The sequence below is a fragment of the uncultured Paenibacillus sp. genome, from assembly GCF_963515335.1.
In the GTDB taxonomy this organism is placed as follows: Bacteria; Bacillota; Bacilli; order Paenibacillales; family Paenibacillaceae; genus Paenibacillus_I.
The window spans coordinates 21,523-46,584 of sequence record NZ_CAUPYC010000009.1 but is presented as its reverse complement, the minus strand read 5'-3'; the positions used below and the strand labels follow the sequence as shown (position 1 = coordinate 46,584).

Annotated in this window: 17 protein-coding genes; 16 read left to right on the top strand and 1 reads right to left on the bottom strand. The window is 58.3% G+C overall.

Features of this window, described 5'->3' with window-relative positions; genetic code table 11:
* Nucleotides 1-6 precede the first annotated feature (6 nt).
* The 16 genes from RWM61_RS05330 (at nt 7) to RWM61_RS05255 (ending at nt 23,480) form a co-directional block, all read left to right on the top strand.
* Nucleotides 7-186, top strand: a complete 180-nt coding sequence (locus RWM61_RS05330) for an aspartyl-phosphate phosphatase Spo0E family protein (RefSeq protein WP_313998200.1) — start codon at nt 7-9, stop codon at nt 184-186.
* 116 nt (nt 187-302) lie between these two features.
* Nucleotides 303-878, top strand: coding sequence for a cob(I)yrinic acid a,c-diamide adenosyltransferase (locus tag RWM61_RS05325; protein WP_313998198.1), 576 nt, complete (start codon nt 303-305; stop codon nt 876-878).
* Nucleotides 875-1,987: an RluA family pseudouridine synthase gene (locus tag RWM61_RS05320; protein ID WP_313998196.1), complete on the top strand. Its 1,113-nt coding sequence runs from the start codon at nt 875-877 to the stop codon at nt 1,985-1,987. Before RWM61_RS05325 ends, RWM61_RS05320 begins: the two co-directional genes overlap by 4 nt.
* A 142-nt stretch (nt 1,988-2,129) precedes the next feature.
* A complete protein-coding gene (locus tag RWM61_RS05315) occupies nt 2,130-2,495 on the top strand; it encodes a Spx/MgsR family RNA polymerase-binding regulatory protein (RefSeq protein ID WP_313998194.1) in 366 nt (121 codons plus the stop codon).
* Nucleotides 2,496-2,511: 16 nt separating this feature from the next.
* Nucleotides 2,512-3,747 carry an aminotransferase class I/II-fold pyridoxal phosphate-dependent enzyme gene (locus tag RWM61_RS05310; RefSeq protein WP_313998298.1) on the top strand — a complete coding sequence of 412 codons (1,236 nt, stop codon included), beginning with the start codon at nt 2,512-2,514 and terminating at the stop codon, nt 3,745-3,747.
* 119 nt (nt 3,748-3,866) lie between these two features.
* Nucleotides 3,867-4,607, top strand: a complete 741-nt coding sequence (locus RWM61_RS05305) for a methylenetetrahydrofolate reductase (protein ID WP_313998192.1) — start codon at nt 3,867-3,869, stop codon at nt 4,605-4,607.
* A gap of 29 nt (nt 4,608-4,636) precedes the next feature.
* On the top strand, nt 4,637-5,596 hold the full coding sequence (locus RWM61_RS05300; RefSeq protein WP_313998190.1) for a 5'-3' exonuclease H3TH domain-containing protein: 960 nt from the start codon (nt 4,637-4,639) through the stop codon (nt 5,594-5,596).
* Between the two features lie 620 nt (nt 5,597-6,216).
* A complete protein-coding gene (locus tag RWM61_RS05295; RefSeq protein ID WP_313998188.1) occupies nt 6,217-7,299 on the top strand; it encodes a LacI family DNA-binding transcriptional regulator in 1,083 nt (360 codons plus the stop codon).
* 3 nt (nt 7,300-7,302) lie between these two features.
* Nucleotides 7,303-8,187: a sugar ABC transporter permease gene (locus RWM61_RS05290; protein WP_313998185.1), complete on the top strand. Its 885-nt coding sequence runs from the start codon at nt 7,303-7,305 to the stop codon at nt 8,185-8,187.
* On the top strand, nt 8,177-9,007 hold the full coding sequence (locus tag RWM61_RS05285) for a carbohydrate ABC transporter permease (RefSeq protein ID WP_313998183.1): 831 nt from the start codon (nt 8,177-8,179) through the stop codon (nt 9,005-9,007). Before RWM61_RS05290 ends, RWM61_RS05285 begins: the two co-directional genes overlap by 11 nt.
* Nucleotides 9,008-9,146: 139 nt before the next feature.
* Entirely contained in the window at nt 9,147-10,520 is a 1,374-nt protein-coding gene (locus RWM61_RS05280; RefSeq protein WP_313998181.1) for a sugar ABC transporter substrate-binding protein, read from the top strand.
* Between the two features lie 92 nt (nt 10,521-10,612).
* Nucleotides 10,613-14,269: a TIM-barrel domain-containing protein gene (locus tag RWM61_RS05275; protein WP_313998179.1), complete on the top strand. Its 3,657-nt coding sequence runs from the start codon at nt 10,613-10,615 to the stop codon at nt 14,267-14,269.
* A gap of 199 nt (nt 14,270-14,468) precedes the next feature.
* Nucleotides 14,469-17,744, top strand: a complete 3,276-nt coding sequence (locus tag RWM61_RS05270; protein ID WP_313998177.1) for a TIM-barrel domain-containing protein — start codon at nt 14,469-14,471, stop codon at nt 17,742-17,744.
* A gap of 75 nt (nt 17,745-17,819) precedes the next feature.
* Nucleotides 17,820-21,674 (top strand): TIM-barrel domain-containing protein, encoded by a 3,855-nt coding sequence (locus tag RWM61_RS05265; protein WP_313998175.1) that lies wholly within the window; start codon nt 17,820-17,822, stop codon nt 21,672-21,674.
* A gap of 70 nt (nt 21,675-21,744) precedes the next feature.
* Nucleotides 21,745-22,047 carry a hypothetical protein gene (locus tag RWM61_RS05260; RefSeq protein ID WP_313998173.1) on the top strand — a complete coding sequence of 101 codons (303 nt, stop codon included), beginning with the start codon at nt 21,745-21,747 and terminating at the stop codon, nt 22,045-22,047.
* Nucleotides 22,047-23,480 carry a bifunctional diguanylate cyclase/phosphodiesterase gene (locus tag RWM61_RS05255; RefSeq protein ID WP_313998296.1) on the top strand — a complete coding sequence of 478 codons (1,434 nt, stop codon included), beginning with the start codon at nt 22,047-22,049 and terminating at the stop codon, nt 23,478-23,480. Before RWM61_RS05260 ends, RWM61_RS05255 begins: the two co-directional genes overlap by 1 nt.
* A 16-nt stretch (nt 23,481-23,496) precedes the next feature.
* Here the strand turns inward: RWM61_RS05255 and hemG are convergent, their stop codons facing one another.
* Nucleotides 23,497-24,963, bottom strand: coding sequence for a protoporphyrinogen oxidase (hemG, locus tag RWM61_RS05250; protein WP_313998171.1), 1,467 nt, complete (start codon nt 24,961-24,963; stop codon nt 23,497-23,499).
* Between the last annotated feature and the right edge of the window lie 99 nt (nt 24,964-25,062).

Here is a 25,062-nt window from a genome sequence, read left to right as displayed (position 1 = left end):
CCGCCGATGAATCCCGCAGCGATCCGCAAGCTTGAAGACGAAATCAACCTGCTGCGCAGCAAAATGGTGCTGACCTATATGGAGGAATCATCGTTCAATTCGGACAAAGTGATCGCCATCAGCCGCAAGCTCGACAAAAAAATCAACGAATATATGAAAAGCACCAAGATGTGCGCGAACGGCTAGGATCGGCCGATTCGTGTTTCGGGAAGAAGTCTCGCGGGAGGCTTCTTTTCTTTTTCCGGGTTGGCCCGGTATGGTATAGTGAAAACTGGATTATTTTGCGGGAAGGGGCGGAATAAATGAGATTGTATACACGCACGGGGGATGCCGGTCAAACTTCGTTAAAAGGAGGCCGCGTCCGCAAGGACGATGCGCGCGTCGAGGCCTACGGGACGATCGACGAGCTGAACGCGTTCGTCGGACAAGCGGCGGCCGCATTGGTTCGGTCGGGCAAGCTCGACGACATGGCGGCGCAGCTTGCCGACATCCAGCAGGAGCTGTTCGATTGCGGCTCCGACCTGGCATTCGCTAACGAGCCTTCGGTGTACAAGATGGGAGCGGAGCCGATCGCCCGGTTGGAGTCGGAGATCGACGCATACATCACGCAAGCACCTGAGCTTGCGCGCTTTATTTTGCCGGGAGGCTCGGAGGAGGCGGCGCTGCTGCACGTATGCCGCACCGTATGCCGGCGAGCCGAACGCCGCTGCGTCACGCTTGCCGCCGAGCATAACGTGAATGCGCACGCCGTTACCTATTTGAACCGGCTGTCGGATTACTTCTTCGCGGCGGCGCGGGTCGCCAATGCCCGACTTGGCGTAGCGGACGTCGAGTACGTGCGAAGCGCCAATGTGTTTCGCAAGCCGAAATCGCAATGAGCGAGCGTTATTACGAGCCGATCACGCTGACGGTCGATCCCCGGGATGAGGGGATGACCGTCCGCACCGTGCTGGAGAAAAGGCTCGGCGTTTCCCGCAAGCTGTTGTCCAGGCTGAAGCTGACGGAGGAGGGCCTGACGCTGAACGGGCGGCGCGTCTACACGACGGCGAAGGTGAAGGCGGGGGATGAAGTCGCGCTCCGAATGGAGCGTGAGCGTTCGGACGATATTTTGCCGCAGGAGATGCCGCTTGACATCGTGTACGAGGATTCGCATCTGCTGATTCTGAACAAAGCGGCCGGGGTCATCGTCCATCCGACGCACGGCCATTACACGCATACGCTGGCGAACGGCGTCGTCCATCTGTGGCAGTCGCGCGGCGAATCGTTCCGGTTCAGGCCCGTTCACCGGCTCGATCAGGAGACGTCGGGCGTGGTGGCCGTGGCCAAAAACGGGTATGTGCATCAGCAGCTGTCGGAGCAAATGCAGCGCGGCGAGGTCGACAAGACGTATATCGCGTATGTGTTCGGCAAGCCGGAGCCGGCTTCGGGCACGGTCGATGCGCCGATCGACCGCAATCCGGATGCGCCGCATATTCGCATCGTCACGCCGGATGGTTACCCGTCGGTGACGCACTATGAGACGGTGGAGATTTACCGGGGCGGAGCGGGGTCCGCTTCCTTGGTCCGGTTAAAGCTCGAGACGGGGCGCACCCACCAGATTCGCGTTCATATGCGGCACATCGGCTGCCCGTTGATCGGCGACAAAATGTACGGCATCGGGACGGGTGAGGCCGCCTTGAAGCGGCGGATGACGGCTGATGAGCCTGCCAAGCCGCGGCAGGCGGCGGCGACTGCCGCCGACATGCAAGGTCGCGAAGCGAAGGCTGCTGCGGAGTGGCGGACGATGGGGACGGCCGCGGATAGGCATGACGGCGAGGAGACTGCTGCGGAATGGCGGGCCGCGGCCAATGAGGCGGCCGGAAGGCAGGCGCTGCACGCCTGGGAGCTCGCATTCACGCACCCGATGACGGGCGAGCGCGTGACGTTCCGCGCGTCGTTGCCTGAGGATTTGCAGCGTCTGGAGCGGCTGCTGAGGGAGGGCGACTAGCTCTGTTTGGTGGGGAATAACGCCGGAATGCGGCGTTAAAAGCGCCGCGGGGCGCTTCCGGTGGGGAATAACGCCGGAATCCGGCATTAATTTTACGCAGCCGGAAGGGGCTTATTTTTACTAGTGGAAGGATGGAGCAACGTTGGCGGAAAAGAAATTGAAAGTTTATCATTACGCGAAATGCGGCACCTGCCGTACGGGCATTAAGAAGCTGCAAGCGATGGGCTATGAGCTGGACCTGCGCGACCTGTTCGAGCAGCCGGCGAGCGAAGCGGAGATTAAGGGATGGCTGCGGCTCAGCGGGTTGGAGCTCGAAAAATTTTTCAATACCTCCGGCGAGGTGTATAAGGAGCAGAACCTGAAGGACAGGCTGCCCGGCATGAGCGAAGAGGAGCGGATCGCGATGCTCGCCTCGAACGGCCGTTTGGTAAAGCGGCCTGTCGTGACCGACGGCAAAACGCTGACGGTCGGTTACAAGGAAGACGAATTCGAGCGGGTATGGGGCTGAACGCGCAATGACGGACATGATGAAATGGCGGTCGTCCCGCCTGTCCAGGCTCGGCTCCGCGGTTTTTGCCGAGGTGGCGGAGTGGAAGGAAGAGGCGAGACATGACGGTCTCGACGTGATCGATCTCGGGATCGGCAGCCCGGATCTGCCGCCGTCCGAACGGGTGCGGCAGGCGATGAGCGCAGCCGTGCTGCGCGATGACGCCTACCGGTACCCGCTTTCCAGAGGGAGCATCAAGTTCCGGCAGACCGCAGCCGATTGGCTGTCATACCGCTTCGGCATCTCGATTGATCCGGAGCGCGAGCTCGTGACGCTGATGGGCTCGCAGGACGGACTAGCACATCTGGCCCTGGCGGTCAGCGAGCCTGGCGACATGGCGATCGTGCCGGATCCCGGTTATCCGATCTATGCCGCGGGACTGGCTGTAGCTGGCGTAGAGCCGTATTTTGTACCGCTTCGGGCGGATAACGGCTTTCTTCCGGATCTGGGAGCCGTGCCCGAGCACATATGGGCGAAATCCGCATTCATTCTGCTCAACTTCCCGAGCAATCCGGTATCGGCGGTCGCCGACCTGCCGTTCTTTGAACGGCTGGCAGCTATCGCGAAGCGTTACGGAGTGCTTGTCGTGCACGATCTTGCCTATTCCGAAATGGCGTTCGACGGCTTCCGGCCGCCCAGCATCCTTCAGATTGAAGGGGCCAAGGATTTTGCGGTAGAGTTTCATTCACTGTCCAAAAGCTTCAATCTTGCAGGCGGGCGAATCGGCTTTCTGGCGGGCAATGCCCAGGCGGTCGGCGCGCTGCGCGATTTGAAAGCGAATCTCGATTACGGCGTATTTGAAGCCGTGCAGGAGGCAGGCATCGAAGCGCTCCGTGAGGACATGGCCGGCGCCGCGCCGGTCGGCCCGGTGTACGAGCGGCGGCGCGACCGGTTTCTGGCGGCATTGCGCGCCGAAGGCTGGGAAGTGACGCCGCCGAAGGCGACGATGTTCGTCTGGGCGCCGCTGCCGAAAGGCTGGGGATCGCAGCAAGAAGGGAAGGTAGCCGCAGACACGCCGCCAAACGCGGATAGTCGGCAATCTTCCCGCGCATTTGCCCGCGAGCTGCTGCGCGCGACCGGCGTCGCCGTCATCCCGGGCAGCGCGTTCGGCGCGCAAGGAGAGGGCTACGTACGGATCGCCCTGGTCGAGGAAGCGGACCGCCTCGAGGAGGCGGCGCGCCGGATCGGCCGGTTCATCCGCGGCGAATTTTGACGCAAAACCCGTCCCCGTGACCGGCATATCTCGTGTATAATAGAAGTCGGACATGTTCTTGTCGAACGCTGCCCGGCTTCCTTTTTCCATATCAATAAGTCCGATGGAGATCACATCAAATGCATATTTCAATAGAGTTGGTTCCCCGCGGCCTGGACAGGTTTCGGGAGGAGCTTCAAGCGGTCAGGAAACGGCACGCCCCGATCGATACGGTGAACGTGCCCGATCTGATGCGGCTTTCCGTCCGGAGCTGGGAAGGAGCGGCGGCGGCGAGACCTTTCTACCAACGAGCCATTCCCCACATCCGCGCGATCGATTTCGACCTGCGCAAGCCGTTCAAGCTCGGGAGCGAGCTGCTGCGCAACGGCCTGGCGGAGATTCTGGTCATAGCAGGCGATCCGCCGGCCGACATGACGCGGAAGGTTTACCCGACGAAGACGGCCGAGCTGATCCGCAAAGTGAAGCACGAATATCCGCAGCTGAAGGTGTATGCCGCGATCGATCCTTACCGGAGCAGCATCCGCGACGAGCTCGGCTATGTCGGCGAGAAGCTGGAGGCGGGCGCGGACGGTTTTTTCACCCAGCCGTTCTTCGATGTCCGGTTGATGGAGGTTTATGCGGAGCTGCTGCCGTGCTGCGACATTTATTGGGGCGTGTCGCCGGTTATGACGGATGCGTCGCGCGGCTATTGGGAAACGAAAAACAACGCGGTGTTTCCGGCAAATTTCAAGCCCGCGCTGGATTGGAACGTCGACTTCGCGCGGCGGGCGATCGGGTTTGCCGACAAGGCCGGGGGGCACGTCTATCTGATGCCGATCAAGGTTGATGTGGAGACATACTTAAGCGGGATTTTCAGTTAAAATCGATTTGCGATTACGGAGGAGAAAACATGGATTTGGGAGAAAGCCGGGAACGGCTGCTGATTGTCGACGGCATGGCGCTGCTGTTCCGGGCGTATTTTGCGACCTCGTTCACGGGTGCGATCCGGCGGACGAGCGCGGGGGTGCCGGTCAACGGCGTCCACGGCTGGGTGCGTTATTTTTGGGATGCGGTGCAAAAGTTCGAGCCGACGCGCGTCGTTTGCTGCTGGGACATGGGGAGCACGACGTTTCGGTCGGGTCAATTCGAAGGCTACAAGGCGAACCGGCCTGAAGCGCCTGATGATTTGATTCCACAGTTCGATCTCGTCAAGGACGTCGTCGCCAGCTTCGGCATTCCGAACGTCGGCATTTCGGGGTATGAAGCCGACGATTGCATCGGCACGCTCGCCAAGCTGTATGCGCCGCACGCGGATGTGTTCATCCTGACCGGCGACCATGACATGCTGCAGCTTGTGGACGATCGGATTACGGTCGTCATTATGAAAAAAGGCCAGGGCAATTACGCGGTTTATACGCCCGATTATTTGTTTGAGGAGCGGCAGCTGACGCCGGCGCAGATCGTCGACCTGAAAGGGCTGATGGGCGATACGAGCGACAATTACCCGGGCGTAAAAGGGATCGGGGAGAAAACGGCGCTGAAGCTCGTACTCGAATACGGTTCAATCGAAGGCATTCTGGGCAATCTCGATGGGTTGTCCAAAACGATCCGGGCGAAAATCGAGGCCGATCTGGACATGCTGCACCTGTCGCGCGATCTGGCGACGATCCGCTGCGACGCGCCGGTGGAGCTGGAGTGGGAGCGTTGCGTATGGGCGCTCGACCATGCGGCGGCGGCAAGCAAATTCGAGGAGCTCGAGTTCGGCGGCCTGATCAAGCTGATCTCGGGCGGTTCGGCACCGAAGGCCAAGGCGAAGGCGAAGGTGGAGATAGATCCTTTTGTGCAGACGGCGATGACGCTGGAACTATAATTTCTATAAAACTTGAGCCGTCCATGTGACGGCTTTTTTGTTGTGCGTTCACTGACGTGTCGCATATACACTTAGATTTCGAACCGATAGGGCTTTCTTAAAGGCAGAAAGATTTGCCAGAGGGGGCCCCGTTTTCACGAAACGAAGGTTCCAATCAAAAACGGTTACGAGGTGCAAAAGATGCACTTTGTTAGGCCGAAATGGTCCGATTTCTAGCAATAAGGTGTAAAACCTGCACTTGGTTGCGGCAGAACGGCCATTTCCGGTAGAATTACTGCGTTTGTGGTGCATATTTTGCACTTCGTTCGGCGCTGCTGATGCCTGTTAGAGAAACCAGGTGCATAAAATGCACCTGATTGATTGGAAGCGGGCTATCATTCCAATCCGACATACATTTGGATAGCCTCCGGCGCAGCCAAGCGGGAAACTTGCCCCTAAAGTTTATTAAACGGTTAACTTAATCTCGACGAATCAGGACGGTTAATGCGATAAAAATAAGGTTTATCATGGGAAAAATCCATATGTAAACACTTTCACAACGTAATTCCGAAAATTTATGTTGCCAAATTCTGATGTCGGGACTATAATTCACTTAAACGTATAACCATTGGAGCGATCATATGAAACGACCGACGCTGAAAGACGTTGCAAAGGCTGCAAGCGTTTCCACCGCCGCCGTCTCCTACGTGCTGAACGGCAAGCACGAGAAGGTGTCCGGCGAGACGCTGGAACGAATAAACAACGTCATCAAAAGTCTCAATTATGTCCCGGATTATTCGGCGCGCAGCCTCGTCAAAAACCAGTCGAAGCTGATCGGCATCGTCATCCCGCAAACGGAAAAGCACGCCCAGCTCATTCTGGAGAATCCGTGGTACAGCGAAATTATCAGCGGCATCGAAGGCAAGCTGCGCGAATACGGCTATCATTTGCTGCTGTCGGGCGTCAATCAGGGCGAAAGCTATCTGGATGTGCTGATCCAGCGCAACCTGGACGGCGCGATCATTATGGGAATCTATCCGGAGGAATTTTACGCCGGCCTGAAAAAAATCAAGATCCCGATCGTGCTCATCGACAGCTACATCAACGACAGTTACTTTTACCGCATAGGCATCGACGACGAACACGGCGGGTACCTGGCCACCAAGTATTTGATCGATATGGGCCATACGAATATCGGCATGATAACGGGCGCGATCAGAAGGGAAGGCGTGGTCGAAAAGCGTTTTCTCGGCTACAAGCAGGCGATTCGCGAGTCCAATCTTTTCTACAACCCGGATTATGTGTTTGAGGACTCCATGAGCTACGATCACGGCGTCGCGGCGGGCCGCCGGATCGCGTCCGCTTTTCCGGAAATTACCGCGGTGTTCGCCACGGCCGATATGATTGCGTTCGGACTGATCAAAAGCTTCACGGACGAAGGCATCCGAACGCCCGACGACATCTCGGTCATCGGCTTCGACGATGTGTTCATGTCCAAAATGTTCCTGCCGCCGCTGACGACCGTCCGTCAGGACATCAAGAAAAAGGGCGTGATCGCCGCCGAGCGGCTGCTCCGCCTGATCGGCGAAGCCGGGGACGACGACGGCGGGCAATCGGAAGATCAGCAAGAGACCATTCTGCCGCTTGAGATTGTGGAGAGGGGAACCGTCATACGGCGCGGCAACGGTCAGAGTCAGACGGAAACGGAGTTCGGGAGAGGATAAACCATGGTAGGGCAAAAAAGAATTTCCAAATGGCTGATCATCATCGCGTTTTTGCTGCCGAGCCTGGCGGGACTCGTCCTGTTTCAGCTCATTCCGCTGCTGTCGTCCGCCGTCATCAGCTTCACGGATTGGGACCTGCTTACGAAGGCGCGTTTTGTCGGCTTCGACAACTACACAGAGGCGCTTGACGACGAACAGACGGTAAGCTCCCTGATCAACATCGTGCGCTATATCGTCGGTTATCTGCCGACCGTGCTTGCGCTGGGATTGTTTTTTGCGGTGCTGCTGAACCGCAGGATGAAGGGCGTGAAGTTGTACCGGGTTTTTATTTTTATCCCCGTCATCACTTCCTGGGTGGCCGTCGCGATCGTATGGAGATGGCTGCTTAACGGACAGAGCGGGCTGGTGAATTACTTTCTTTCCTTCTTCGGCATTCAGGGACCGATATGGCTGCAGGATTTCACCTGGGCGATGCCGGCGATCATCGCGGTCAGCATCTGGAAGGATATCGGCTACGTGACGATCATCCTGCTGGCCGGCCTCCAGGAAATTTCGGACGATTATTACGAGGCGGCCATTATCGACGGCGCCAGCGGCTTCGGGAAATTCGTCAACATCACGCTTCCTTTGCTGACGCCGAGCCTCTTTTTCGTCCTCGTCATCTCGCTCATCAACGGCTTTCAATTGTTCGACCAGGTGATGGTCATGACCGGCGGCGGCCCGGCGGGCGCGACAACGACGCTGGTGCAGCAAATCTACGAGAACGCTTTCCAAAATTACAAGATGGGCTTCGCATCCGCCCAGTCGTGGATTCTGTTCCTCATTATATTCGCGGTGACGTTAATCCAGCAAACTCTGCAGAAAAGGTGGGTCACCTATGATCGCTAGACGCAACCTTATCCGCGACGCGCTTGCCCACTGCGTGCTGATCGTTGCGGCCGTCGTCCTTATTTTCCCGTTTGTCTGGATGTTGTCCGGCTCCTTCAAGGACAGTCTGGAAGTGGTGCGGATGCCGCCCAATCTCATACCGGAAACGTTCCGATTCAGCAATTATGCCGAAATTACGAAATATTTTCCGATCTACCGGTTTCTTGCCAACAGCATAGCGGTATCGGTGATCACGACAGCGCTGCAGCTGCTTGTCGCCGCCATGGCTGCGTTCGTATTCGCCAAAATCCGGTTCAAAGGCCGGGAAGCGCTGTTCGTGCTTTTCCTGATTACGATGATGATTCCCTTGCAGGTCACGATGACGCCGCTGTTTATCGTTTTCCAGAAGCTGAACCTGATCGATACCTATGCGGGCCTCATTCTGCCGGGGATATTCAGCGCTTACGGCACGTTCATGCTCAGGCAGCATATCCAGACGATTCCCGACACGCTGCTCGAAGCGGCCTTTATGGACGGCGCCTCCTATTTCAAGGTGTTTTGGTCGATTATATTGCCGCTCAGCAAACCGTCCATCGCGGCGTTGTCGATCTTCTCTTTTATGGCTTCGTGGAACAACTTCCTGTGGCCGCTGATCATCACGAGCGATACGGACATCATGACGCTTCCGATCGGGCTAAGCAAGCTTCAGGGAAGATGGGCCACCGAGTGGAATATTCTGATGGCAGGCAATGTCGTCAGCTTTATTCCAATCTTCATCGTGTTCCTGTTTGCCTCGAAATACATCATTAAAGGGGTGACGATGAGCGGGGTCAAAGGCTGAATCGGGAGCGGGAACGGGAACGGGAACGGGAACGGGAACGGGGCTTCTCTTGAAGGGGGTGATGCCGGGCGGAATCCGGCAGCAGCAGTGCCAGGCACGAAATACAAGGGACTCATCAAATGAAAAGTGAGGGTTGAACATGACAAAAAAAAGCAGGATTTGGTCCGTGCTGGTCATCATGGTGATGATGCTGGTGGTTACGGCATGCGGAGGCGCGAACTCCGGCAACGGGGAGAATCAGAAGGGCAACACAACGGCTCCGGCGAATACGACGGCGAATGAGGGGAACAAAGAAACAGAGCCGGCCGCCGAGCCGAAGCAGGATCCCGTTACCTTGAAATTCATGCAGTATACGGCCAGCGGCTCGCAGGAAGAAACGCTGGATGCCATGGTCAAGGCATTCGAGGCCGCAAACCCGGACATCAAGGTGGATGTGGAAGTCGTCGACTACGCCAACTACTACACGAAGCTGAACACGCAGATCGCTTCGGGGGAAGGCCCTGACGTGTTCGAGGTCGGCTATGAGAACTTCGCATCCTATGCGGCCAAAAATACATTGAAGGATCTGACATCGGTAATCGCGGCGGACACCTCGTTCAAACCCGAGTCGTTCCAGGGTCTGGCCTACGACGCGTTCAACTACGGCGGCAAGCAATACGGCGTGGTCGAAAGCTTCTCCGCCGTCGTTCTTTACTATAATAAGGACTTGTTCGACAAATATCAAGTCGAGTATCCGACAGCCGACTGGACCTGGAAGGAAGAACTGGCAGCGGCCCAAAAGATGACCGATCCGAAAAACGGGGTTTGGGGCACCTATGCGCCGATCCAATTCTATGAATTCTACAAAACGATCGCGCAAAACGGCGGCGGCATCTGGTCGGCCGACAACAAGCCTACCGTCAACAGCAAAGAAAATATCGAAGCGTTGAACTGGATGCTCGGCAAAGCGAGCAAGGAGAAGGTTTCGCCGCCTCTGAACGACGACACGTTCAGCCAGCCGGACGCCGATCTTAACGCGTTCATGTCCGGCAAGCTGGCTATGCTGCGCGCGGGCACCTGGAACTTCGGACGCTTCGCGGAAGCTCCTTTCAAATGGGACATCGCGCTGGAGCCGGGCAACACGCAGAAAGCGCACCATTTCTTCGCCGACGGTCTGGTTGTTTCCGGCAATACCAAGAACGAAGAAGCGGCATGGAAGTTTATCAAATTCATGTCTTCCGATCCGGCGGCGGTCAGCCTGCGGATCGAGAAGGGCTGGAGCACGCCGGCCGTGTCGGATGACGCCGTCATGCAGGCTTTCTACGACCAGAAGCCGCCGGAATCCAAAAAGGTTGTGCTGGAAGCGCTCGACAGCTTGGTGCTGCCGCCGGTTGGCCCGATTCCGGATCAATGGGGCGATCTGCAGAAAGCGATCGGCGATGAGCTCGAGAAGGCGAAGCTGAAGCCGGATTATACCGCGGAACAGGCATTGAACGCGGCGCAGGCGAACGTCGAAAAGCTGCTCGCAAAATAAGCAATCGGTTGGTCTGTCGGGGCTGTTGTTTTGTACAATGGCCCCTTTTTCTATCGAAGTTTTGCTCATTCGTTCCCAGGAGGTATCATGCATTGGAAAGTTTGGCTACCACGGCGCAGCATCGCGACAACGCGTTTCGATCTTACGCATTTATGAAGTCGGGTAATGCCCCTGCGGCGTATTCGCTGGCTGCGGAGCTTCTCGCGGCAGGGGACAAATCCGCCCCGGACGAGGCGTTTGCGCTTTGGGCGGCCGGAGAATATATGAACGCGACACAGGACTACAGCTTGCTTCAGAACGATGGGACCGCCATTGCAAAGGCGATCGGCCGCATCGAAGGCGGGTGGCGGACGCCCCAAAGCCACTGGCTCGATCCGCGGCGCAGCGGCGTGTTTCTGACGAACCTGGCCATTTATTATGCCGGTCTCAGCTCGATCGGACCGCATGCCGGGGATGAGCGGACACAGCAGCTCATGAAATCGATTCGCGAGCTTTTATTCGCCCGTTTCATTAAAGACGGGCGGGTCGTCAGCGAGCTGGGCGACACGGCCGTGCACGGCGATATCGTGGCGGCCGCCATTCCGTTCGGACTGCTCGGCATCGAGGACCGCATTCTGATCGAGGCGCTGGCGGTCGTCGAGGAATCCCTCACGGGCAAAGGCGTCCGGCTGTCGGCGAACGATACCTGGTTCGGCGGCTGCGAGCGGACCGATGTCACTTGCCTGCTCGCCTGGTATTACGCGAACAAAGGCGAGATCGGCAAGGCGAAATCGCTGCTGGCGCATGTGGAAGGGCTTTTCCGGACAGACGGCAGCATCGGCGAGCTGGATGTATCGACCGCCCGGGAGCCGCTGTTTCTCTCGCATTGGCAGTCGCAGTCGCAGGCGCCGGACAGCCGGCTGAGCGTTGTGCTGTTTGAATTGGCGTCCGCCAGCGTGCGGTCCGGGGGACTGCTGAAGGCCGGTGCGGCGGCGGATACGGTCGATCTGCTGCATAAGCCGACAGGGTACGACGATCCTTATGTTACGCTGCCTTATGAAAGGCTGCCGCGCGAGCCCGAAGCGGGCGATACCGTATTCGTTCGATTGTTGACCCGGCCGTTTCATCCGAATCAGCGCGTGACGGTCCATGTTATGGCGGACGGCGCAGCCTGTGCGGAGACGATCCGGATGCAGGCGGAAACGACGCCGGACGGCGATAAAGTGTGGGCCGCCCGTTTGGGTGTTTTCGAGGCGGGACAGGAGGTTCGGTACGAGTTCCGGCTGGAAGGCGACAACGGCGTGCAGCAATCGGAGCCGTACCGTTTTCTCGTGCGGCAATGGCTGCCTGTCGACCGTGTGCGGTCGATGGAGGCGTCCGACGACAGCATTGCCGTCACATTTGCCGGCAGGCCGGAATTCGGCGAACGTTCGCCGGTCGTCACGCTGGCGCGGCATGAAACCGGTGCGGCGAGGCTGTCGTTTGAGGCGGTTCCGCACGGTGCGGCGAACGGCGCCGGCGAAGCCGCGGAGACGGCGGAAGCCGTGCTCGCGCTTGCCGGGGCGCAGCTCGCGGCTCGCAGGGAGAACGGAGCGCTTAAACTGCTGCTCCGCAATGAGCAGGGCGTTCTGATCGAGAGCTACGGTATAGAAGGGAAGCCGTTCCTGGAAGTGCTGACGGACAGAAGCGGCATGCTGCATAAGGTCAGGTTCAACTGGAAGTCCAAGGCGGAGCACCGCTGGTTCGGCATGGGGGAACGATACTCCCACTTCGATTACTCGGGGCAGGAAGTGGACCAGTATGTCTACAATCAATACCGGGATCAGGGGCTCAAAACGTATATGCCGGTTCCTTTTGCCGTCAGCTCGGGCAAATACGCGGTATTTCTGGATACGCCGCTCTATTCCAAGTTCCGTTTCCACACCCGTTTGTCCGATCTGGTGGAGATCGAGGCGGATTTGCATACCGTCTCCCAGCAATTGACCGCTTATTTATTCGCGGGCGAACCGCTGTCCATGATCGGCCAGTTCGCCGGAATCGCCGGGCGGCCGGCGCTCCCTCCGAAGTGGGCGTTCGGTCCCTGGATGTCGAGCAACAACTGGGATTCGCAGGCAGAGGTGATGAAGCAGGTCGAGCTGACGAACCGGCACCGTATTCCGGCCACCGTGCTCGTGCTGGAGCAGTGGAGCGACGAGGCGACGTTCTACATTTTCAACGATGCGCAGTACGAGGTGAAGGACGGCTCCGAGCCGTTCCGCTACGCGGATTTTCGTTTTCCCGAATGGGGGCGGTGGCCGAATCCGAAGCGGATGATGGACGACCTCCACGCGGACGGCTTGAAGGTGCTGCTGTGGCAAATTCCGATCCACAAGTTCATGTACGGCGTCGTTCATGAGCAGCGGGACCGCGATGAGCGGACGTTCCTGGAGCGGGGCTATTGCGTGCACGATGAGAACGGCGAGCCGTTTACGCTGCCGTACAACTGGTTCAAGGATTGCCATATTATCGACTACACGAATCCCGAGGCGAAGCGCTGGTGGTTCGATAAACGCCGTTATTTGGTGGAGGAGCTCGGGGTCGACGGCTTCAAAACGGACGGCGGCGAGTTCGTGTTCGGCCATGGCCTGAAGTTTCACGACGGCTCGACGGGCCGGGAGATGCGCAATCTTTACCCGAACCTGTATGCGGGAAGCTATTACGACTTCGTGCAGCAGGTCGCCGAAGGCGGGGGCGTGACGTTCAGCCGTGCCGGCTATACCGGAGCGCAGCGGTATCCGCTGCACTGGGCCGGGGACGAACGGTCGACGTTTGAAGCGTTCCGCTCCTCGCTGATCGCGGGCCTGACGAGCAGCATGTCGGGCATCCCGTTCTGGGGCTGGGATCTGGGCGGCTTCCACGGCGACATTCCGACCGCGGAATTGTTCGTGCGCTCCACGCAGATGGCCGCTTTTTGTCCGGTTATGCAGTACCACGCGGAGACGAAGGGGGAGTTCAACCAGGACCGGACACCGTGGAATATCGCCGAACGGACGGGACAGCCCGCCGTCATCGAGCTGTATAAGCGTTATGCGGATATCCGGATGAACCTGCTGCCTTATATTTATGAGCAGGCTGTCCGAACGAGCCGCACCGGCGTGCCGCTCATGCGGGCCATGCTGCTGGAACATTCGGATGACCCCCACTGCACGGAGATGACCGGACAGTATATGTTCGGCGATAGTCTCCTTGTGGCGCCCATCGTCGAGGAAGGCGCTTATACCAAGGAAATCTATTTCCCCGAAGGCAGATGGCTGCCCCTGTTCGGCGGCGAAGAGATTGCGGGGCCGCGGCTCGTGAAGGTAGAGGCGGAGCTGGCCCGCATTCCCGTTTATGTGAAGCAGAACAGCGTGCTGGCATTGAATCTGGGCCAGGATTGCCGTCTGGGCGACCATGTCGGCAATCGGACCGACCGCTACGAGCGCCTTTGTTTCCTTGTCTATTTGACGGATACGGCTGCCGCCCATTTCGAAGACGATTTGGGGCTGTCGATCGGCATCGGGGCGGAACGCGACGCTGACGGCATCCGTTTGAAGTGGAACGGCAACCGGACGGAGCCGGCGGTATTTATCGTTGGCGGGCTTGACGGCGTTTCCTCCGTGCAAGCAGGAAGCCTGTCATTCGAGCGCGTCGGCGAGGCGTCCTTGCTGAGCGCCGGAACCTACTGCGTTCGCGACGGAGAAGTGCTGGTCGCCGTCGGAGAGGCCGGCGGCGAAATCACGATTCATCCATAACCGCAACAATAGAGCGCCTGCACCGAGAGGAATGAAATGAAACGTTTCCCGGTGCAGGCGCTTTTCACCGATTGAGAAAGGAGGGATGCCCGGAACCATTATTGAAAACGCTTCCTTTATGGGCGGTTGCAGTCTCGGGCCCACGCAGCCTGCGTGTGGGCAGGCGATTCGCTAAAAAGCATGAAAGGTGATGAGATTGATGGGATTCAAGAGACGAAGAAAGACCGTGGCCATGCTCGCCGCGATCGTCATGTCATTCGTTCTGCTGGCCTCTACCGTGTATGCGATCGACGGCGTGTACCACGCCCCGTACGGAATTGACGATCTGTATGAGATTCAGGCGACGGAACGCAGTCCGCGCGACCCCGTTGCCGGCGAGAATGTTTCTATTAAAATTACGACGTGGCCGATCGAGCCGGGGCAGACGGCCTGGGTGACCTGGACGAAGAACGGCATCACCCAGCCCGCAGTGGGCGCGTCCTGGCAGTACAACAGCGGCAACAACACATACTGGTCGGCCAACCTCGGCAGCTTCAGCAAGGGGGATGTCATTGCCTACACGGTGCGCGCGAACAAAGACGGGGCGAACGAGAAAACGGTCGGCCCGTTCACCTTCACCGTAACGGACTGGGAGTCGGTCAGCAGCATCGGCAGCGTGACCGACAACACCAACCGCGTCGTGTTGAACGCCGTCCCGAATACGGGAACGATGTCGCCGAAAATCAACCTGCTGTTCACGGCGGACGACGTGTTCCGCCTGCAGCTGTCGCCTAACGGTTCGGGCACGTTCAGCAGCGGACTGAGCAACTATACGGTTTCGGACACCTCCGCGACAACGTGGATCAGCACGTCCAAGCTGAAAATCAAGGTCGACAAAAATCCGTTCAAGCTTAGCGTATATAAGCCGGACGGAACGACGCTGATCGCCCGCCAGTATGACAGCACGGTCAATCGCAACCTGGCCTGGCTGACCAACGGCAGCACGATCGTCGACAAGGTGCAGGATAATTTCTACACGCCGCCGGGCGAGGAGTTTTTCGGATTCGGAGAGCGCTACAACAGCATTCGCAAGCGCGGCAGCGACGTGGATACGTATGTGTACAACCAATACCGGAACCAGAACGACCGCACGTATATGGCGATACCGTTCATGCTCAATACGAACGGCTACGGCATTTTCCTCAACACCACATACTATTCGAAGTTCCGCCTGGCGACCGAACGGAGCGATATGTACAGCTTCACGGCGAACACCGGCGGCAGCGCCAGCTCGCTGCTCGATTATTACTTTATTTACGGCAATGATCTCAAGGGCGTCGTCAGCAATTACACGACGATTACCGGCAAGCCGGCCGCCGTGCCGAAGTGGGCGTTCGGGCTGTGGATGTCGGCCAACGAATGGGACCGCCAATCGGAGGTTGCGGGGGCGATCAGCAACGCGAACGCCAACAACATTCCGGCAACGGCGATGGTGCTGGAGCAGTGGAGCGACGAGCAAACGTTCTATATTTTCAACGACGCGCAATACACGCCGAAACCCGGGGGCCAGGCGTTGACCTACGCGGATTTCACTTTTCCGGCGGGCGGCAGGTGGCCGAACCCGAAGCAGATGGTGGACGATATCCATGCGAACGGCTTGAAGGTGCTGCTGTGGCAGGTGCCGATCCAGAAGTACACGTCGACCCCTTACGCGCAGAAGGATAACGATGAAGCGTACATGATCTCGCAAGGGTACGCGGTCGGCAACGGCAGCGGCGGGCAGTACCGCATTCCGTGGGGGCAGTGGTTCGAGAACAGCCTGCTGCTCGATTACACGAACTCGGCCGCGACGAACTGGTGGATGTCCAAGCGCAGCTATCTTTTCGACAGTGTGGGAATCGACGGATTCAAGACGGACGGCGGCGAAATGGTGTGGGGCCGCTGGAATACGTTCGCAAACGGCAAAAAGGGCGACGAGATGCGCAACCAGTACTCCAACGATTATGTGAAGGCCTACAACCAGTACGCCAAATCCAAGAAGTCCGACGCCGTCAGCTTCAGCCGGTCGGGGACGCAGGGGGCGCAGCAGAACCAGATCTTCTGGGCGGGCGACCAGGAGTCGACGTTCTCGGCGTTCCGCGATGCCGTGAGGGCCGGCCTGAGCGCGGGGATGTCCGGCGTTCCTTTTTGGAGCTGGGATCTTGCCGGTTTTACGGGAACCTACCCGACGGCCGAATTGTATAAGCGCGCGACGGAAATGTCCGCGTTCTCGCCGATCATGCAGTTCCACTCGGAGAATAACGGCAGCTCCGGCATCAGCGAGGAGCGCTCGCCGTGGAACGCGCAGGCGCGCACCGGCGACACTACGATCATCAGCCATTTCGCGAAATATACGAACACGCGCATGAACCTGCTTCCGTACATTTACAGCGAAGCGAAGAAAAGCAGCGATACCGGCGTCCCGATGATGAGGGCGATGGCGCTCGAATACCCGGCGGACAGCAATACGTACGGGCTGACGGAGCAGTACATGTTCGGCGACAACCTGCTCGTCGCGCCGGTCGTCAACCAGGGCGAAACGAACAAGAGCGTTTACCTGCCGGCAGGCGACTGGATCGATTTCTGGTGGGGCGCGCAGCGACCGGGCGGACGCACGATCAGCTACTACGCCGGCGTCGATGACATTCCGGTATTCGTGAAAGCGGGAAGCATCCTGCCGATGAACCTGAACGCGCAGTATCAGCTCGGCGGCACGATCGGCAACAGCCTGACCAGCTACAACAACTTGACGTTCCGCATCTACCCGTCGGGCACGACAAGCTATGACTGGAACGACGACATCGGCGGATCCGTCAAGCGAATCACGTCGACGGAGGAGTTCGGGCTGGGCAAGACGACGGTGTCGCTGCCGGCGGTCAATTCCGTCAAAACGCTGCAGGTGTTTACGACCAGGCCGTCTTCCGTAACGGTCGGGGGTTCGGCGCTGACGCAGCAATCGACGCTTGCCGCGCTCATCTCCTCCGCCTCCGGATGGTACTACGATTCCGTCCAGAAGTTCACGTACGTGAAGCTCGGCGCGAGCGCAAGCGCGCAGACCGTCGTGCTGAACGGTGTGAGCAAGGTGGAATATGAGGCCGAGTTCGCAACCCAGGTCAATGTGTCGACCAATACCGATCATGCGGGCTACACGGGCACCGGCTTCGTCGACGGCTTCGAAACGGCCGGGGATTCGGTCACGTTCGAGGTGTCGGCCAAAACGAGCGGCACGTATACCATAGGCATCCGCTACAGCTCGGCGGGAGGCAACGCATCGAGAGCGATTTACGTCAACAACGTGAAAGTGACGGACCTGGCGCTGCCGCAAACGGCGAATTGGGAGACCTGGGCGACCGCGACGCTGAACGTCACGCTGAATGCAGGGGCGAACACGATTAAAGTGAGCTATGACGGCACGAGCTCGCTCGGCGTCAATCTCGACCATATCACGGTTTCCTAACCGGAATCGGCGGGAAAGGGAGGCCGTTGCCGGCCTCCTTCCTTCCCGACTATCATGTGGAAGGTGGACTTGTTTATGAACGCTTGGCACAAGTTTCGGCGCCGCGCGATATCGTTCATCCTGGCCGCAGCGCTGCTGGCCGCTTCCGTTTCCGTCGGTCCGGCGGTGTCGGCTCAAGCCTATGTAAGCGCGCTCGGCAATTTGATATCGACGAGCGTAACGGGCGACACGCTTACGCTGACGATCGACAACGGCCTGGAGCCGAATGACGACCTCCTGGTGCTGCAGGCCGCGGCCGAAGGCATCCTCAAGGCGAATTACCGCCCGAACGGTATTGCGGCCAGCTCAAGCACGCCGATGATCGATCCGAATAAAACCTGGTCCGCGGTCGGCGCGACGATCACGACGACAACGGATCCGATGACGATCACGACGTCCAAAATGAGAATCGAGCTATCCAAAAATCCGGTCCGCATGACGGTCAAAAAAGCCGACGGCACGACGCTGCTGTGGGAGCCTTCCGCGGGCGGCGTATTCTACGACGGCGTCCGGTTCCAGCATGCGCCGGGCGACAACATCTACGGCATCCGGAGCTTCGACGCCTTTGAAGGCGGCGGCAGCCTGCTTCGGAACAGCTCCACCCATGCCGCCCACGCGGGCGAGCAGGGCGATTCCGGCGGCCCGATCATGTGGAGCACGGCCGGCTACGGGGTTGTCGTCGACAGCGACGGCGGTTATCCCTACACGGACGGCGCGACAGGCAAGCTTGAATTTTACTATGGAGGCACCCCAACCGAAGGGCGGCGGTATACGAAGCAGAATGTGGATTATTACATCATGGTCGGCAATCCCAAGGAAGTGATGAGCGGAGTGGCCGAGATTACGGGCAAGCCGCCGATGCTGCCGAAGTGGTCGCTCGGATTCATGAACTTCGAGTGGAATATCAACGAAACCGAGCTCACGAACAACGTCGACACGTATCGGGCGAAAAATATCCCGCTCGACGGCTACGGCATCGACTACGACTGGAAAAAATACGGGGAGAACAACTACGGCGAGTTTGCCTGGAATACGACGAATTTCCCTTCGGCCGCGACCACCTCCCTTAAAACGGCGATGGACGCCAAAGGCGTGAAGATGATCGGCATCACCAAGCCGAGAATCGTCACGAAGGATTTCGGCGGCAATCCGACCGTTCAAGGCACGGATGCGGCGAACGGCGGATATTTCTATCCGGGGCACAACGAATACCAGGATTACTTCATCCCGGTTGCGGTGCGCAGCATCGATCCGTACAACGCCTCGCAGCGCAACTGGTTCTGGAATAATTCGATCGACGCGTACAATAAAGGCATCGCCGGCTGGTGGAACGACGAAACCGATAAAGTGTCTTCCAACGGGGTGACGTATTGGTTCGGCAACTTTACGACGGGATTTATGGCGCAGACGATGTACGAGGGACAACGGGCCTATACGGCCAACGCCGCACGGGTATGGCAGACATCGCGGACGTTCTACCCGGGCGCGCAGCGGTATGCGACGACGCTGTGGTCGGGCGACATCGGCATCCAATACTACAAAGGCGAGCGGATCAATTGGGCGGCCGGCCTCCAGGAGCAGAAGGCGGCCATGCTCTCTTCCATCAACAACGGACAGGTAAAATGGGGCATGGATGTCGGCGGCTTCAACCAGCAGGACGGAACCACGAACAACCCGAACCCGGACCTGTACGCCCGCTGGATGCAGTTCGGCGCCTTGTCGCCGGTATTCCGCGTACACGGCAATAACAGGCAGCAGCGCCAGCCCTGGTATTACGGGACGACGGCCGAGGAGGCGGCGAAGCAGGCGATTCAGCTGCGTTATTCGCTTATCCCTTATATTTATGCCTATGAAAGGAGCGCCTACGAGAACGGCAACGGGCTCGTGCGGCCGCTCATGCAGGATTACCCGGCCGATCCGAATGCGAGGGATTACACGGACGCTTGGATGTTCGGCGATTGGCTGCTCGCCGCGCCGATCACCGAGAAACAGCCGAGCTCTAAACAAATTTACCTGCCCGGCGGCACCTGGACGGATTATTTCCGCGGAACCGTCTATGCCGGAGGGCAAACGATCAGTTATCCGGTCAATCCCGACACGCTGACGGATATCCCGCTTTTTATCAAGAAGGGCGCCATCATTCCGACGCAGAAGGTTCAGGATTACGTGGGGCAAAGCGCGGTGACTTCGGTGGACGTGGACGTATTCCCGGACACGGCGCAGTCCTCGTTCACGTATTACGATGACGACGGAGCGAGCTACGCTTACGAGAACGGCGCCTTTTTCAAACAGCTCATGACGGCGCGGGATAACGGTTCGGGCACAATCAGCTTCGCGTTAAACGCCAAGAGCGGGTCCTATGCACCGCCGTTGCAATCGTATATCGTCAAAATTCACGGCGCCGCCGGAACTTCCGTCACCAATAACGGTGCGGCGATGACTTCCTATGCGAACCTTAATGCGCTTCGCGCCGCCGCGGGTGAAGGCTGGACGACGGGCAAGGACGTTTACGGGCCGGTCACGTACGTCAAGCTGGCGGCGGGAGCGGCGTCGAACAAATCCGTAACCGTAAACGGCAGCGCATCCGTGCCGGCAGCCTCCGTTATGTACGAAGCGGAAGACGCATCGTTATCCGGCAATTCGACGAGCACCAAAGCATCCGTCAACAACAACTACCCGGGCTATACCGGTACGGGATTCGTCGAAGGCTTCTGGAATGCCGGCGCGGCCGTTACCGTTTATCCGAAAGTGACGGCAGGCGGCGATTACAGCGTCGCTCTGCGATACGCCAACGCTACGGGTGCAAGCAAGAAGGTGAGCATTTTCGTCAACGGCAAATGGGTGAAGCAGACGACGCTCGCCAACTTGGCGAATTGGTCGACGTGGGGCACGCAAGCCGAGACGCTGCCGCTTACGGCCGGAAGCAATATTATCACCTACAAGTATTACAGCGAAGCGGGTGATACGGGGAATGTGAATCTGGACTCCGTCTCGGTGCCGCTCTCGCCGGCCGCAGCCAAGTATGAAGCCGAAAGCGCCGATCTGTCCGGCGGCGCTTCCCGGAATACGGACCACTGGTATTACAGCGGCTCGTCGTTCGTCGATAATATGACGGCCGCGGGATCGCAGGTACAATTCAACGTAAACGTGCCGAGCGCGGGCAGTTACCAAGCGGCGCTGCGTTATGCCAACGCCACTTCCGTAACGAAAACGCTCAGCACCTATGTCAACGGCGTTAAAATCGGCCAAACCGCCTTCGCGAGCCCCGGAGCGAACTGGAACGACTGGCGGGATCAGACGCAAACCGTCACCTTGAACGCCGGCAGCAATACGATCGCGTTCAGATACGACACGGGAGACAGCGGCAACATCAACCTTGACAGGCTGCTCGTTTCCGCTGCGGCTCCGGGAACGCCCGTCTCCGAACAAAACCTGCTGGACAACGGCGATTTCGAGCGCAATCCGGCCCAGACCACGAACTGGACGGAATGGCGTCCGGCCGGTCAACCGACCGCCTACGGCATAGACAGCGGTTCCGGAACGAATCCGCCCGAGTCCCCCTGGACGGGAGACAAGCGCGCTTACTTCTGGGCGGCGGGCCCCTATCAGCAAAGCATTCATCAGGTCATCAGCGTGCCGGTGAACAACGCAAACTACAAGTTCGAGGCGTGGGTGCGGCTGAAGAACGCGACGCCGACCACCGCAAGAGCCGAAATCACGAACTACGGAGGCTCCGCCATTTTCAGCAATATTAGCAACGACGGCGTCTGGAAGTACATCAGCATCAGCAACATTATGGTGACGAACGGCCAGATCGACATCGGCTTCTACGTCGATTCGCCGGGAGGAACGACGCTGCACATTGACGATGTGCGGCTCACGAAGCAGTAGAAGGCAGTTTGAACAGGGCTTGGGTATCCGGTGTGCCGGGTACCCAAACCTGCATAGAAATCTAGGTCGGATGACGCAGAACAAAACCTTACAGAAATTAAAAACCAAGCAAATTCCCCTTGAAGAGGAGAAGGGTTTTGGGAAATATCGACATTCCCCGGCAGGATTGCTTGGTGCAATTGGCTTTTCCGCAGCTGCTTTGCGTGGTTGTGGAGAACCTACCGGGCAACCCGGGGCCAAGGCAGGTTTTTCTGGCTGCTCTTATGTGTGGCTAATCTTTTTGCCGTCGCCGCTTACGTCTTTTCTCTTTATTACCATTTCATTTTGCAAGAAGCCGTACCGTTTGCCGGGTGGACGAACGCCTTGTGGCTGATGCAATACCTGTTTTTTCTGGCAGCCCTGATCATCAAAACGAAAAGCATAAAGCGAAAGTCCCACACCGTCATCTTTCTGTTTAATATTATCATTCTGATGACCGTAGCCGCCAGCTTGAGCTGGTACTTTATTATCGGGCCCGCCTTAACGTTCTCCTCCGTCCCGATGGCCGTACGACTGGTCTTCATCGCTTACCCGATCCTGGATTTGGGTTTGCTTTTCGCCACCGTATATTTATTGATCAACTCCCAATACCGGTCGAAAGTGCTGATGGTCATTGCCTTCGGATTTCTGACTCAAATCGCGGCGGATTCGATTTATGTATACGTATCGCTCTATGAAACCTATAAGGAGGGAAGCCTGCTCGAGCCGCTGTGGACTTTAACGGTTCTCCTGAAAGGATTTTCAGGTTTGTATGCGGCCAAGCACGAGCATGAGCAGCCGGTTCATCCCCACGATATCATCCGGGAAAAATACAACAACAACATTATTTTTACCGTGAGCGTTATCGGATTGATGATCATCGTCTTTTTCTCCCATATCAACCGAAGAATCGAGAGCATCGAAGTGGGGCTGTTGATCACGATGTCGCTAATCATTACGAGGCAATTCGTATCTTTATCGGAAAATGAGAAGCTGTTCGGCAGGCTGCAGAAGCTTTCGGAAAGCCTCGAAGAAAAGGTGAAGCAGCGAACGGCGGAGCTGGAGCGCAAAACCGAGGAACTGCACCATATCGCTTACCATGATGTGCTGACCGGGTTGCCCAACCGTAAAAAACTGTATGCGCATTTGTCCGGGCAAATTTCGCTGGCGGCAGCCGCAAAGGAAGAGATAGCGGTCATGTTTGTCGATCTGGACCGTTTCAAATATGTGAACGATACGTTCGGCCATGAGATTGGCGACCTTCTGCTGCAGGGTGTCGCCGGTCGTCTGAAAAGCATTGTCGGAGAAGACGGCCTGATCGCCAGATTCGGAGGAGACGAATTTATCGTGGTCCGGTCCGGCAAAGGCAGCCGCGCGTGCGCGGATACGGCTCAGTCGATTATAGACCGTTTGGCGACCCCGTTCTTCATAGAAGGCAATGAAATCACGATCAGCCCGAGCATCGGCATCAGGCTTTATTTCGGCTCCGGCTATTCATCGTTAAGCTATCTGAAGCATTTTCCGATTGATGAAATGAAGATCGACAAGTCGTTTACTTTCGGTATCCCTGAAGATTCGAAGGATGCGGCGATTACGGAAGCGGTCATCCATTTAGGCCGGCAATTAAATATGGAAATTGTTGCCGAAGGCGTTGAAACGGAGGAACAGATTGCTTTTCTCAAAACCCGCCGGTGCTGCATCGTACAGGGATATTTCGTCGGGAAGCCGGCGCCCGCCGAACGGATCGGACGGCGCCTCGGCGTCGGCGCGCAATCCGAGGGCGCCTAGACATCCGCCGATCGTCTCAGGTCGGCGGATGCAAGCCAAGCTGCCCCAGCACCTTCCCGGCCGCTTTGACGCCTTGATCGATACAGTCGGGGATGCCGACTCCCCGATAGGACCTGCCTGCGAGCACGAGACCCGGACACCGGTCTTCGAGCTCCCGCTCGACGGCTTGTATGCGCTCCAGATGGCCCGGCAAATATTGCGGCATCGCCAGCGGATGCCTGGTTACGAGCTTGAACAGCGGCGCATCAAGCGTACCGGTCACTCGGCTCAAGTCTTTCATCACCATGAGGGACAGTTCTTCGTCATCCACATTACGATGGGATTCGTCGGCGGCGTGTCCGACATAGGCGCGAATCAGCACCTTTCCTTCGGGAGCCGTATGGTTCCATTTGGACGATGCCCAGGTGCAGGCCGTGATGCTCATCTTCTCCTTGCGCGGCACGACGAAGCCCGACCCTTCAAGCGGCTTCGGAAAGCTCCGCCCTTCAAAAGCCATGACCACGTTCGCTACCGACACGTCCGGCACCTGCCGGAGCCCGGCGATGCTGCCAAGGCCGAACGGCTGCAGCAGCCCGGCGGCTTCCTCTGCGGGACCGGCAAACACGATGCCGTCGCACGCGATAACGGATTGATCCGCAAGGCGAAGCTTGTATCCGTTGCCGATCCGCCCTATGGACTCGAGGGCCGTCCCCGTCTTCATGTCCGCCCCCATACGGATCAGTTCCTCGCTTAACCGGTCGACGATCGACCGCAAGCCTCTTTTCAAGCTCAGAAACATGCTGCCGCGCAGATGCTGCGGCAGCTCCGTGCCCGAAGCCGGGGCGGAAGGCGCGCCCTTGCCGCGGCCTTTGACGATTCCCATAATGAGGCTCCGGTGGCGGGCGGTCATGTCCAGCAGCTGCGGGAAAGTAGCCGCCGTGCTGAGCCGGTGCAGGTCGCCGGCATAGATGCCGGCCAGAATCGGCGAGACCAGGGAATCGGCTACCTCTTTGCCGAGCCGTCCTTCGATCAGGCTTCCCAGCGAAACGTCGCCGCCGTGCTTCGTTCCCGGCAATACCAGGTCCAGGGAGGCGCGGGCTTTCCCCTTGAAAGAGATTAGGCCCGTTGACAGAAACGGCTTCAGCCGGGTCGGTATGCCCAGCATGAGCCCCTTGGGAACCGCCTGCAGCCGGCCGTTCAGGTAGATGAAGCTTTTGCCGGCGGCGGGATTCATGCCAACCAGATCGTTCTCCAGGCGGAGCGCGCGGATCAGCTTGACGGCGGCGGGCTTGCGGGACAGAAAGGAATCGGGTCCTTGTTCAATAATAAACCCGTCGCGCGCGACCGTTTGAACGGCCCCTCCGAGCCTGCCGCTTCTCTCAATTACAGTGACGCGTACGGGGCAATCGGCCGCGGAGGTCCCTGCCATGAGTTCATAAGCGGCGGAAAGGCCGGTGATCCCTCCGCCGATAACGGCGATATGCTTCCTCGGATTAGACGTCATGGATCTGCTCCTTCTCAATCGGCTGCCATTAATCTAGCACCGATAGCAGGAGCCGGATATGACAAAGATCACGAACTGTTTTCGTTTTGCGTGATCTGC